The 10,403-nt window shown below is 61.4% G+C and carries 16 protein-coding genes and 1 pseudogene; 5 read left to right on the forward strand and 12 right to left on the reverse strand.

Annotation, left to right across the window (positions count from 1 at the left end; genetic code table 11):
* The first annotated feature begins 1 nt into the window (after position 1).
* The 3 genes from NOV21_RS03935 (at position 2) to NOV21_RS03945 (ending at position 1,252) form a co-directional block, all read left to right on the forward strand.
* Positions 2-127 carry a hypothetical protein gene (locus tag NOV21_RS03935; protein ID WP_283171526.1) on the forward strand — a complete coding sequence of 42 codons (126 nt, stop codon included), beginning with the start codon at positions 2-4 and terminating at the stop codon, positions 125-127.
* Between the two features lie 23 nt (positions 128-150).
* Complete coding sequence (locus tag NOV21_RS03940; protein WP_283171527.1) at positions 151-807, forward strand: ATP-binding cassette domain-containing protein; 657 nt, start codon at positions 151-153, stop codon at positions 805-807.
* Between the two features lie 118 nt (positions 808-925).
* The gene (locus tag NOV21_RS03945; protein WP_428978406.1) at positions 926-1,252 is read left to right on the forward strand and encodes an ATP-binding cassette domain-containing protein; all 327 of its coding nucleotides are present in this window, start codon (positions 926-928) and stop codon (positions 1,250-1,252) included.
* On the opposite strand, the gene NOV21_RS03950 is transcribed toward NOV21_RS03945, so the two are convergent.
* Both NOV21_RS03950 and NOV21_RS03955 read right to left on the reverse strand, forming a co-directional pair.
* The gene (locus tag NOV21_RS03950) at positions 1,199-1,351 is read right to left on the reverse strand and encodes a hypothetical protein (RefSeq protein ID WP_283171528.1); all 153 of its coding nucleotides are present in this window, start codon (positions 1,349-1,351) and stop codon (positions 1,199-1,201) included. The two genes, NOV21_RS03945 and NOV21_RS03950, sit on opposite strands and share 54 nt — an antisense overlap.
* A 64-nt stretch (positions 1,352-1,415) precedes the next feature.
* A complete protein-coding gene (locus NOV21_RS03955; protein WP_283171529.1) occupies positions 1,416-1,832 on the reverse strand; it encodes a pyridoxamine 5'-phosphate oxidase family protein in 417 nt (138 codons plus the stop codon).
* Positions 1,833-1,945: 113 nt separating this feature from the next.
* Between NOV21_RS03955 and NOV21_RS03960 the strand changes: the two genes are divergently transcribed.
* Entirely contained in the window at positions 1,946-2,293 is a 348-nt protein-coding gene (locus tag NOV21_RS03960; RefSeq protein WP_283171530.1) for a winged helix-turn-helix transcriptional regulator, read from the forward strand.
* An 81-nt stretch (positions 2,294-2,374) separates the two neighbouring features.
* On the opposite strand, the gene NOV21_RS03965 is transcribed toward NOV21_RS03960, so the two are convergent.
* The 3 genes from NOV21_RS03965 to NOV21_RS03975 are packed head-to-tail and all read right to left on the reverse strand — an operon-like array spanning position 2,375 to position 3,938.
* Positions 2,375-2,923 (reverse strand): hypothetical protein, encoded by a 549-nt coding sequence (locus tag NOV21_RS03965; protein WP_283171531.1) that lies wholly within the window; start codon positions 2,921-2,923, stop codon positions 2,375-2,377.
* Between the two features lie 31 nt (positions 2,924-2,954).
* Positions 2,955-3,614 carry a MarR family winged helix-turn-helix transcriptional regulator gene (locus NOV21_RS03970; protein ID WP_283171532.1) on the reverse strand — a complete coding sequence of 220 codons (660 nt, stop codon included), beginning with the start codon at positions 3,612-3,614 and terminating at the stop codon, positions 2,955-2,957.
* 39 nt (positions 3,615-3,653) lie between these two features.
* A complete protein-coding gene (locus NOV21_RS03975; RefSeq protein WP_283171533.1) occupies positions 3,654-3,938 on the reverse strand; it encodes a hypothetical protein in 285 nt (94 codons plus the stop codon).
* A 300-nt stretch (positions 3,939-4,238) separates the two neighbouring features.
* On the opposite strand from NOV21_RS03975, the gene NOV21_RS11325 reads away from it, so the two are divergent.
* Complete coding sequence (locus NOV21_RS11325; protein ID WP_428978405.1) at positions 4,239-4,436, forward strand: helix-turn-helix domain-containing protein; 198 nt, start codon at positions 4,239-4,241, stop codon at positions 4,434-4,436.
* Here NOV21_RS11325 and NOV21_RS03980 read toward each other — a convergent pair.
* From NOV21_RS03980 to NOV21_RS04010, 7 genes and pseudogenes are all read right to left on the reverse strand, one after another.
* The gene (locus tag NOV21_RS03980; RefSeq protein WP_487277367.1) at positions 4,393-4,752 is read right to left on the reverse strand and encodes a hypothetical protein; all 360 of its coding nucleotides are present in this window, start codon (positions 4,750-4,752) and stop codon (positions 4,393-4,395) included. The genes NOV21_RS11325 and NOV21_RS03980 overlap by 44 nt on opposite strands.
* Before the next feature lie 195 nt (positions 4,753-4,947).
* Positions 4,948-5,781: an ATP-binding protein gene (locus tag NOV21_RS03985; RefSeq protein ID WP_283171534.1), complete on the reverse strand. Its 834-nt coding sequence runs from the start codon at positions 5,779-5,781 to the stop codon at positions 4,948-4,950.
* Between the two features lies 1 nt (position 5,782).
* The gene (gene istA / locus NOV21_RS03990; RefSeq protein WP_283171535.1) at positions 5,783-7,093 is read right to left on the reverse strand and encodes an IS21 family transposase; all 1,311 of its coding nucleotides are present in this window, start codon (positions 7,091-7,093) and stop codon (positions 5,783-5,785) included.
* Between the two features lie 123 nt (positions 7,094-7,216).
* On the reverse strand, positions 7,217-7,480 hold the full coding sequence (locus NOV21_RS03995) for a hypothetical protein (protein ID WP_283171536.1): 264 nt from the start codon (positions 7,478-7,480) through the stop codon (positions 7,217-7,219).
* Between the two features lie 153 nt (positions 7,481-7,633).
* A pseudogene (locus NOV21_RS11330) lies at positions 7,634-7,759 on the reverse strand (AAA family ATPase); the annotation flags it as partial.
* A gap of 538 nt (positions 7,760-8,297) precedes the next feature.
* Positions 8,298-10,037 carry an RNA-binding domain-containing protein gene (locus tag NOV21_RS04005; protein WP_283171538.1) on the reverse strand — a complete coding sequence of 580 codons (1,740 nt, stop codon included), beginning with the start codon at positions 10,035-10,037 and terminating at the stop codon, positions 8,298-8,300.
* A gap of 238 nt (positions 10,038-10,275) precedes the next feature.
* Positions 10,276-10,403: DUF2992 family protein (locus NOV21_RS04010; RefSeq protein WP_283171765.1), on the reverse strand; the 128-nt coding region annotated here is incomplete at its 5' end.

Genomic DNA, 10,403 nt, shown 5'->3' on the forward strand with positions numbered 1-10,403 from the left:
CGTGGTCGATTTCCTCACCTGCGGCGATGACGAGCGAGCGCTCGGCAAGGCCATAAGATGCCGCGAGCGCCCGGGGGTCGATTCCGAGGCCGTCGAGCAGCTCTCTCGCTCCCGCTTCGACGGCTGAAGGAGCAGGGGAAAACCCTGCTGGTGGTGGAGCATCGCCTGTACTGGCTCTCTGAGCTGGCCGACCGCGCGCTCGTCATGGGTAACGGGGTCATCGTAGGCGACAACACGGCCGGCGAATTCGCCCGGCTCTCCGCGCAGGAGATTGAGTCGATGGGCCTGCGGGCTCGTTCGCTTGCCCAACTCGCACCGCAGGCGGCGGGTTGCAGCTGCGAGTCAAGCGCGCCCGAATGGCTGCGCATTCAGGCCGACGGCCTACGCGCGGGGTACACGAAAGACCACGAGGTGCTGAAAGGCGCGTCGTTCAGGGCCGCAGGAGACCACGTCATAGCGGTGCTCGGCAAAAACGGCCAGGGCAAATCGACATTGGCCCGCGTTATCGCCGGCCTGATGGCGGAGACCTATGGCGGCATCTCCCTCGACGCGCGGCCGCTTTCCGTCCGCCATCGGGCGGGTCACTGCGTCATGGTGATAACCCACGATGCGGAGCTAGTCGCAGCTGCCTGCGATCAGGCAATCGAAGTGGACCAAGGGCGCGTCAGCGCGGCGTACGACCTGGATGCGGAAACGTTCCTCCGCGCGCTCAAGCTGCTCGCACCCGATGCATACGAGCAATCCAAAGGCCAACGAGCGCCTTACTGGCAATCTCAACCAGCCGAGCAAATACCTCAGGAGCGTTGATGGCCATATCGGTAGTACAAGCCTTGAGGAAAGGAAGATTCATGGCAAACGAGAAATCACGAAATCGCCGCACTGCGCGGCTTCTGCGGCCGAGCTGCCCTAAGGGCTCGACACGAACATTGCGGAAAACGGGGCTCTGCTCTCCGGCGGGCAGCGTCAGCGCGTCTCGATTGCCCGAGCGCTGCTCAAGGATGCTCCCATCGTCTTGCTCGACGAGGCGACGGCGTCGCTCGACCCCGAGAGCGAGACCCGCGTGCAGGAGGCAATAGCCCGGCTGACGCAGGGTAAAACGGTGCTCGTCGTGGCGCACAAGATGCGCACGGTTCTGGGAGCTGACCATGTTGTGGTCCTCGACGGGGGCACGGTCCGCGAACAGGGCACGCCGCACGATCTACTCGTCCAAGACGGCCTGTTCGCCCACCTCTGCACCATTCAAGGAATGTGAAGGGAGGGCAAGGGGGGCGAACATGCCCACCACCTTGTCGATGTCGAGCGCGCTCACTGCCTCCAGGTACACCTTCATCGTCTTCGTCGCCTCAGACATTATCTCTTCCTTTTCCCAGGATTTCTTTCGCTGGGCCAGCCCCCGATCATTGGCGTCCCGGGGCTTATCGCATATCGAGCGACTCCTCTATAGCGAAGAGGCTGCGGAACTCCGCGGTGGCGTCGGCGAGGTAGAACATAGCCAGCACGCGGCCCGTCTCCTCGTTGTACATCTTGGGCAGGTAGGGGGCCTCGGCGCACGCCTGCTCGAAGAGCTCGGGGCGATCGTCGAATACCGCCGTGCCGTAGTAGCGCAGGAATCCCTTGCCGTCCGTCGCGCAGATCTCGACCTTGGGGTTCGTCCGCAGCTGCCTGTACACGTCCTTGAACGTGCCCGCGCCGAAGTAGATGCGCCCGTCTGCCACCATCTTGAACCCGAACGGGCGGACCTTCGGCTGGTCGCCGTCCTCGGTGGCCAGGAAGAAAGTTTTTGTCGTGTCCAAGTAGTCGATTACCTTCTGGATGTTCTCTGCGCTTGCCATATGTTTCTCCTTTACCCGCGCTTGACCTGTCTCTTGCGATTGCTATTAAATGCTGACCGATAAATCAGAACAAGTACTGAAATTAAACTTAGTGCAAGGAATGCGGAGGAACCATGGAGGACTGCCCCACCAAGTACGCGCTCGACCTGCTGGCGGGCAAGTGGAAGCTGAAGTGCGTCTACGTGCTCACCCAGCACGAGTCGCTGCGCTTCAACGAGCTGCAGCGCCAGGTGGCCGACGTGTCTGCCGTGATGCTCTCAAAGACCCTGCAGGAGCTCGAGGCCGACGGCATCGTGGCCCGCCGCGACTTCGGCGAGATACCGCCGCACGTGGAGTACTCGCTCACCGAGGCGGGTTCGGGCGTCAACGAAGCTCTGGAGCGCCTGGGCGAGTGGGGCCACTGCATGTACGTGAGCAACACCAAGAGGACGGGGGTGGCACCTGCTGCGCTAGCCAGGTGACGGTTTGAGTCTCTATACGGCTGTGAGGCACCCAGGCGTGCCCGCCTCGTTCGGGCAACGGGGCGCAACACAAGCGCGTGGTCAGCTAGAACCTTTCGTCGCCATCGTGATCTCTATGCCCTTCAGATAGCCCCATGCGCGCTTCTCCAGCGCCGCCTTCCTGTCCCTGAAGAGGGCGAAGTCGCAAAGCTGGAACGAGGTGAACCCGCCGACGGCGGCCAGTATCGTAGACGCGATGCTCCAGTCCTGGGCGGCGCAGAGGATGGACGCGACGTAGAGCACGATCGTGAACACGAGTAGTCCGGCCTCCTGTTTGCGGTTGTCCGCGACTTCGCGGTCGCATTCCCGTATCTTGCCATCGAAATGGCGGCGCAGCGCGCTGCGGAAACGCTCGGCGTCTACCGGCGCATCGCACTCCAGCTCGACATGCGCCATCAGTCCGCTCTGCTGCGCGTGCTTGCCCGTGTAGAGCTCGAGGTCGAGCCCCTGGGAGAGGTAGGACGCCGCCGCGTCCGAGAGCGTGGTCCCCTGCGGGTCGAGGGGATTGTACAGCTCTTCCTCGTCGGCTACCGCCATCCGTATCGGCTCCGCGCTTTTCGCGATGCGTTCGTTCACGTCCATGGTTTGCATACCCCCCCGCCATCCCGGCGTACTTAAACGGCTACTCGCTGTCCTTCTTCTTGCGTCTGCGTCCTGCGAACTCGCCTCCGAAGCCGGGGAAGCCCCCGCGGGCGAACCCGCCGGACATGCCGCCGAAGCCCCGGGGGTCGCCGAAGCCCCGGGGGGCGCCCGCGCCGAACCGCCCGTCGTCGAATCCCTCTCCGAAGATGTCGCGCAGGGCCTCGGCGCGTTGCTCCCACCGCACATTGAACGACTCGCCCTCGCCGAGCTCGTCCTCCAGGTTGGCGACCATGCGGTCGAGCATGTCTCCGAGCTGGGACAGCTCCTCTTCGGAGAAACCCGCGAACAGCTCCGGAGGCTCGGCTGCCTCCTGCTTCACGGCCCTGCCCGCGTCCGTGAGCCAGACGAGCATCACGCGCCCGTCCTCAGGCGACTTGCGCCGCTCGACGAAGCCCGCCTTCTCCATCCTCGAGATGATGTCGTTGATGCCCGATATGCCGATGCCGAGGACCCGGGCGAGGTCCCTGGTGCTCACGCCGTCCTTGATTTTGAGGAAGGCGATGACGCGCCCCTGGCCTTCTGTGGGGTTCTGCTCGGGGCGCATTCGCGAGGTCGCACCCCGGCGCACGGGCATGAGCAGGAACTGCAACTCCATGACCTTTCCGTACAGCATCTCTTCGGTCTCTGTCATCTCTGCCATAGCTATCAGCTCCTGCTCTTCTAATCCGCCGTCATGCGGCTAGCGCTCCGGCACCGGGCCGTCGTAGTCTCTGGAGAAGCGTTCCGCTCCGGGCATGCCTTTGGGGGCCTTGCCGCGCACGCTCTCGATGAACCCCACTCTCATCCGATCGTCGCGTGTCCAGATAGAATCGGGAATGAACCCCTCGGGGAAATTGCCCTTCGTGCGGCCTTTCGGCATCGGGTCGTCGTAATCTGGCGAGAACCTCTCGGCGCCCGGCATGCCTTCCGGCGCGTCTCCGCGAACTGCCTTCACGAACCCCATTACCTCGTCAATCGTTGCCATGATAAACCTTCTTCCTGTTTTATTCCAGTACTGTCAGAACCGGTTCCGGAGATAATATATTTCCAGTGCTGGAAGAAAGTCAAGAAACAATTTACAGTACTGGATATAGTTTTCATAAGATCGCATTGGATTCGCAACACCGAGACGCCGGGGTGGTGGGACGTGCTGATCGGCAAAGGTGACCCGCTTTACAGGGGTTTGGCCTTCGAGGCAAAACTACAATCCCGGGCAGACGCCTTCTCGCCGAAATGACGGGAGGGCGATTGCCGTTATCCGCAAACGATGCTCGAAGGATCAGAAATGAATGTCGCGGAGATCCTCCAAGTATCCCAGCATACGATATACCGTCTCGTAGAAAACGGAGAGTTCCCAGCCGTGCCGTTGCCGCCGACAAGCACGTTGCAGATGCAAAATCTATACCGCTTGCAGTTAAATATCCGCAATCGGACAGATCTTAGAAATCCTGCTGACCTGAAAGCCATCCCGCGAGGTCGATGATGCGCACGCCCTCGCGGGAGTACTCGCCGTGTTTGGTGCGTGCAATCAAGACCTTGGGATACGCATCCCTGATTGAGAGGAGGGGTGCCAGCTCCCTTTCGAAGGTCGATGGGGAGCTGATGTCGTCGCTGACCTGGATGTACAAGAGGTCTGAACCCTTCTTTGCGACGAAGTCGATTTCCTTCCGGTAAAGCTTGCCGACGTATACCTCGTATTCCCGGCGCATCAGCTCTAGGAACACGGCGTTCTCGTACATGCGGCCCCAGTCGAGGTTGCGGGTGCCGAGCACCGCGTACCTCATTCCGGAGTCGCACACGTAGTGCTTTGCTTGGGTGCTCAGGTATTTCCTGCCCTTGATGTCGTAACGCTGTTAGCGCCGGATTAATCCAACCGCTCCAGAGTCGGAAATGAACAGCCAATAGCAGTCGATTCAGAATCGCCACCGCAGCCGGATGAATTCAACCGATATGCCAGCACGGTCGTTGATTCCTTGTTTATCGCTTGTTGTCGGTTACCGCCCTTGCACCTTCATCACCGAGGGAACGGCCTCCACCGAGAAGGTGTCGCATTCCTGCCCGCGGAAGCTGGAGCCGCGCATCACGAAGACCGAGGCCTTGTCGAATATGCGGTCGAGCGCGCACAGCAGCGTGTCGTCGCCCGTGAAGAACTCGCCCCAGTTGTTCACCGGCGTGTTGCTGGTGAGAATGAGCGTGTTGGGGCAATCCTTCTCGTATCGCCGGTCGACGATGTCGAAGAAGAGGTCCGTGCACGGCTTGTCGAAGACGCACCTGCCGACCTCGTCGACGATGAGGCACGACGGCTTGGAGAGCGTGGACACGATCTTCGACGGGCTGTCCGATTCCGCCGCCCTGCGCAGCTTGTCGCGCAGCTCGGTCGCCTTGAGGTAGTATGTCTTGTAGCCCTGCATGCAGCACTCGTGGCCGTACGCTTGGGCCAAGTGGGTTTTCCCTATGCCGCCTGGGCCTATGAACGCCAGGTTCTTCCTCGCGTGGAGGTTCGACAGCGACGGCAGCTTGCCCAGCGCGTCGGCGTCGCGGCCCTGGATCCGCGTGAAGTCGAACCCGTCGAATGTCTTGGGGACCTTGCGCGGCAGCCTGCTCAGCTTGAGCAGCATCTCTATCACCGAGTCGTGGTGCTTCTTGGCCAGGTAGTCGAACACCTCGCGCATCGCCGCGAGCTCCCCGTCGCCGAAGTCGTGGCGGACGGCGATCTCGGCGAGCTCCGCGGCGGAGATGTCCACGCCGAAGGACGCCGCCGCGGCGCTTATGGCGCTGTAGCCGTCATCGGTGATGCCGGCGTCGCTCATCACGATCTGCTTGCCCATGCTAGAGCCTCCCCTCGAAGTCGAACTTGTCGAAGGCGGGGTTGGCCGACGGCGGCTCCAGCCTCGACATGGTCGTGGTCACGGGCTGCGTGGGAAGCTCCACGGGCTGGACGTCGGCGTACTGGTCGGCGCAGAAGCTGTCCGCCCGCGCCCAGGTCACGGGATGGACGGCCAGCTCCCGGGTGAGGTCCTCGCTGTAGATGTGCAGCGTCTCGCCGTCGCGGTTCACCCGGCAGTCGCGGCCGGGATACCAGCACGGCACGCCGAAGCGGCGTCCCTCATAGCTCACGAAACCGTCGAAGCTGATCCTGCGCAGGGGGCACAGGTACTTGGCGACCTCGTCGTCGGGCTCGACCCGTCTCGCCGCGGGCAGGCATTTGCCCCCGTGCTCCTCGGACGGCACGCATGCGAGCGCGCGGCGGTACCGCCCGCTCTGGGCCGCGCACCAGGAAAGCGCCTCGGCGTTGAGCTGGGTGACGTTGTAGAAGTCCCTGCCTGCGGCGAAATTTCCCTTGACGAACTTCACGAGCCGTTCGCACTTTCCCTTTGTCCAGGGGTGGTAAGGCTTGCACAGCCTCGTCTTGAACCCGATGCACGCCATGAATGCGGCGTAGTCCACCTGCCAGTTGGGCTTTCCATCGATGCCGCGGCCGGTGACGACGCTCCTCATGTTGTCGGTGAGGACGTGCTCGGGCACGCCCATGGCCACGAACGCGTGCAGCATGCCGATGAACAGGTTCTCCTGGCGGGCGTTCGGGAAGAACTCGATGTAGCAGGTGCCGCAGCGGTGGCACACCATCACAAAGCACGCGATCCGGCACATGGCGCCGGCCTTGTCCTCGATGTTGATGAAGCCCCAGTCCATCTGGTACGCCTCGCCGGGCCCGGTTTGGAAGCGCTGGCCGCGGCTCGCCTGCGTCGCGACCGTCTTGCGCTTGGCGGGGACGAGGTGCATGTGGGACTTGATGTAGTCCTTCACCCTAGTCAGGCCGCCGGTGTAACCGCGCTCCCTCAGCCGGTCGAGCATGACCGACGAGTTCGTCACGCCCTTGGCGAGCAGCGCATTGGCCGTGTCCTCGTGCCCGGTCATCACGGTCTTGGCGGCCTTCTTGCCGGTCCTGCCGTGCGGAGCCACCTTGAAGCCCTTCGCCTTCAGGGCGCGGGCCTTGCCACGCGTGAGGCCGGTCTTCCTCTGGAACTCGGCGAGGTTGAGCTTGGAGATGTCAAGCTCCCCGCCGGCTTCCTCCCTCATCTCTTCGAGGGCCTTGTCTATAATCTCCTGTAGGTCATTGCGTTCGTTGATGTCACTCATAATCCTCCTAACGCTGGCATATCGGCAATTACCAGTGTAGGTTGGCGGCGGCGCAATGGCCGTTCAAACCCGGCTATGAGTGGTTGTTTTGATTCGACTCTGGGCGGCTAAGCTCACCCGGCGCTAACAACGCCGCACCTCGTAGAAGACGAACGCGTCGCGCAGGTGCGACATGTACTTGCCGATCGTGACGTGGTTCGTAGGCACCTTGTTTGCATCAAGGGCGTTGGCAATGTTGTTGGGTGAGTTGAGGTTTCCGGCGTTGTCCATCATGTACTCGGCGAGGCGCTCCAGTACCTGGGTGTCGGGAAGGCCGAACTTCTGCACCAAATCTCTCGTGAGGATGGTGCGGTAGACATCGCGGATATAGCCGTACGACTCGGACACGTCGGCATACTCGTACGATCCGGCGAGTCCTCCATGGGCAATATAGTTGTCAAGGTCGTCATCCAGGGCATCCTGCTCACCGAAGTACTTCCTATACTCCTTGAAGCTGAACGGGAGGATATGGATCTCCCTATGGCGCCCCGTGAACAGCGTGGCGAGGTCGGAGCTGAGGAGGAAGGCGTTGGAACCGGTGAGGTAGATGTCCCACCCGCCTCGCGCATGGATGCTGTTGATGGCCTTCTCGAAATCCGTGCAGAGCTGTACCTCGTCGACGAACAGGCGATTGTGAAACCCCTCTTTGCGCGATTCGACGACCTTCTGTCATTTCACTTTCAAAACTTAGAACATTTTAAAGTTTCGAAAGTGAAATGACAAACGCCTGAACTTTAGCCCATTTAGATTTCCAACACCTGGCGCCGTACAACCAAAACTGAAACGACATTGAATTATCCCTAGATGCTGTCGATTGTAGAACTACCGCCTGATCTCACCATAGAAATTTGAGAAAACGCAGGTCGAAGACCCGATGGAACACCCCCGTCCCAGCTAAATGCTCTGACCTACGGGTAAGAGTAGGTTAGAGCAGCGTCGACGGGCGCTGCCTTTCGATGGTGATGCATACCAAAATATATCCAGATGATGAGTATGTGCGACCGTGTCGGCCCTCTGCGTTTCGCCCCCTTTCCTCAGAAGCGGGGCGATCCTCGCGATTGCCCGTAGGACTTTGAAAACCGCCCTAAGCGCCCTCATTGCCGGCCTCCTTCCGCTTTGCCGCGGCGAGCATGGTCCTCAGCTGGTCGACGGCGAACGCGACTCGCTATTTGTAATCGTTATAGCCTTCATCCGTGACCTCATACCGAGCTGCCCCGCCCTTGCCGACCAGCTTGAGGTCTCCGGACTTTACGAGCTTCACGAGCAGCCTGTATGCTTGTTTCCTGTGCAAGTGCAGCAGGCTTTCAACCTCCCGCGTCGCGACGGACCCGCCCTGCTGAATCGCCAGCTTCATGACGAGCTCCGGATGACGTATCTTGTCGATGTCGGCCTGGCGGACGAACCCCGCTTCCTTACCTGACCTCGCGTAGACGCTGCTGCTGAGGGTGTACGACCTCGCTGGCGAGTTGCCTCGTGCCACTACCATGCCTGCTTCTACCAGCGATTCCAGAGTCGTCCGCGCGACGACGTTCGTGATGTGGAGCTGGGCGGCGAGCTCTCTCACGGTCAGCCTCCTCTGCATTTTGAGGGCATCGAGCGCGAGCAGCGAGCTGAGCGACAGCGGCTTGCCGGTTCTCTCCCGTTCTTCCCGGAGCATCTTCATGAACAGCTCGTCTGGTGCGCTGCGGGCGATGAACACCCTGACGTTCGCCGACGTCGAGCCGGAGTAGTCGGGAAGCGGCCTGCCGTAATGAAGGGAACCTTCGAAGATCCGGTCGACCCCTCGCCCGGTCTTCTCGGCGAGCCCTATCCGCTTGAGGGCATGCATGAGGCATTCGTTCCTGCCGTGGGGCTCGGCTGTGAGCAGGTTGTTGACGGTCACCCCCTCGATGAAGCCTCCCGGGTTCGCGATGGTGAGCCCCTCGTCGTCGATGAGCACCCTGACGCGCCCGAGGGCCGCATAGTCCCTGTGCCCGAACGCGTTCACGAGGGCCTCCCTGAACGCGCGTCGGTCGAATTCGGGGACAGATTGCCTGAACAGGCCGTCCTCGAACTCGCGCTCGGGGTTCCACGGCTCGATCATCTCTCTGATTTTCTCTATAGTGTAGAGGAGCGGCTGGTCGAAGTCCTGGTTCACGCGCACCTCGGTCCCCTCGAGCACCTGGAAGGTGGCCTTGGCGGTGGGGACCGCCCGCGCGATGGAATCTCGCCTCCCGGCGATGAGGATTCCGGTCACGGTGGGCGTCACCTTCCCGTCCGCGACGGTGGTCATCTGCAGCGCGCTCAAGACTCCTTCGTCCGGAAGCTCGAGGAGGGTCGGGTCGCTGTTGCGATTTTCCTCCAATATTTCCCGGAGGCGCCTGAGCTCGGCGGGGTCGAAGTCGTCCATGGTCGTGCCGGGCACGGGGAATGCGGAGTAGTCGAGCTGCCCCAAAGTGGAGAGCCTGGTTATGACCTCGTAGGGGTAGAGGGGCGCGCTCTCGGGCGTGCCGTCGGCCTTGAGCCTCCTCCTCATGATCTTCCCGTCGGACGCGGCGACTATCGCCGTGGATTTCGGGACTTCGATGCGGGTCACCTGCACGCCCTCCTCGTTCGCGGACCCGTCGCGGGAAAGCAGGAGCGTCGATACGCGAGCCGGAACGGGCGGGACGGTCTTGTTCGCTATGAAGGCGGGGAGTCGCGTGACGTCGCTGTGCTCCTCATGGATTCCGGTGGGCGTCCCGTCGTCTTCCACGCCGAGGTAGAGCAGCCCTCCTTCGGTGTTGCTCAGGGCGACGACAGTGTCGATAAGCTCGCCGTCAGGCAGCTTCCTGGGCTTCGTGGAGCCGTCGGGTCTCTGCGAGAGCTCGCTTTTGAACTCAACGGTTAAACTCTCATGGTCTGGTATCTCTCGTTCGGCTGCCATGGCGCTCCTCGGTTTGGCTCACGTTGGGACATATTGTATATCAACATTAGGACATGTCCCAATGTTGATAGGACATGTCCTATCTTTGTCCTATCAACAATATGCTTGGAAAGGGCCGTGCTTTGCATGATCCGGTAGCAGCAGACGCGGAAAGCGAATCCCGTCTCGAGCATCCATGCTCTTTCCTCAGAACCTAAGAACGATTCTCGCAATCGCCCGTAGGACTTTGAAAACCGCCTTAATGCCCTCGGCGTTTCTCCTTGTGCTTCTGCTGCTTGAGGTCGAACTGACGCTGCTTCTCTGCTTCGCGCTGTTCTTTGCTGGCGTGTTTTCGCTCTGCCTTTGCAACTTCAAGCTGTAGTTGCA

The sequence above is a fragment of the Curtanaerobium respiraculi genome, assembly GCF_024609215.1.
GTDB classification, from domain to species: Bacteria; Actinomycetota; Coriobacteriia; order Coriobacteriales; family Eggerthellaceae; genus Curtanaerobium; species Curtanaerobium respiraculi.

Excerpts from the sequence above, each read along its gene's own strand:
- NOV21_RS03950 (WP_283171528.1), bottom strand. The coding sequence starts at position 1,351 with ATGTCTGAGGCGACGAAGACGATGAAGGTGTACCTGGAGGCAGTGAGC.
- NOV21_RS03955 (WP_283171529.1), bottom strand. The coding sequence starts at position 1,832 with ATGGCAAGCGCAGAGAACATCCAGAAGGTAATCGACTACTTGGACACG.
- NOV21_RS03960 (WP_283171530.1), top strand. The coding sequence starts at position 1,946 with ATGGAGGACTGCCCCACCAAGTACGCGCTCGACCTGCTGGCGGGCAAG.
- NOV21_RS03965 (WP_283171531.1), bottom strand. The coding sequence starts at position 2,923 with ATGCAAACCATGGACGTGAACGAACGCATCGCGAAAAGCGCGGAGCCG.
- NOV21_RS03970 (WP_283171532.1), bottom strand. The coding sequence starts at position 3,614 with ATGGCAGAGATGACAGAGACCGAAGAGATGCTGTACGGAAAGGTCATG.
- NOV21_RS03975 (WP_283171533.1), bottom strand. The coding sequence starts at position 3,938 with ATGGCAACGATTGACGAGGTAATGGGGTTCGTGAAGGCAGTTCGCGGA.
- NOV21_RS11325 (WP_428978405.1), top strand. The coding sequence starts at position 4,239 with ATGAATGTCGCGGAGATCCTCCAAGTATCCCAGCATACGATATACCGT.
- NOV21_RS03985 (WP_283171534.1), bottom strand. The coding sequence starts at position 5,781 with ATGGGCAAGCAGATCGTGATGAGCGACGCCGGCATCACCGATGACGGC.
- istA (WP_283171535.1), bottom strand. The coding sequence starts at position 7,093 with ATGAGTGACATCAACGAACGCAATGACCTACAGGAGATTATAGACAAG.
- NOV21_RS04005 (WP_283171538.1), bottom strand. The coding sequence starts at position 10,037 with ATGGCAGCCGAACGAGAGATACCAGACCATGAGAGTTTAACCGTTGAG.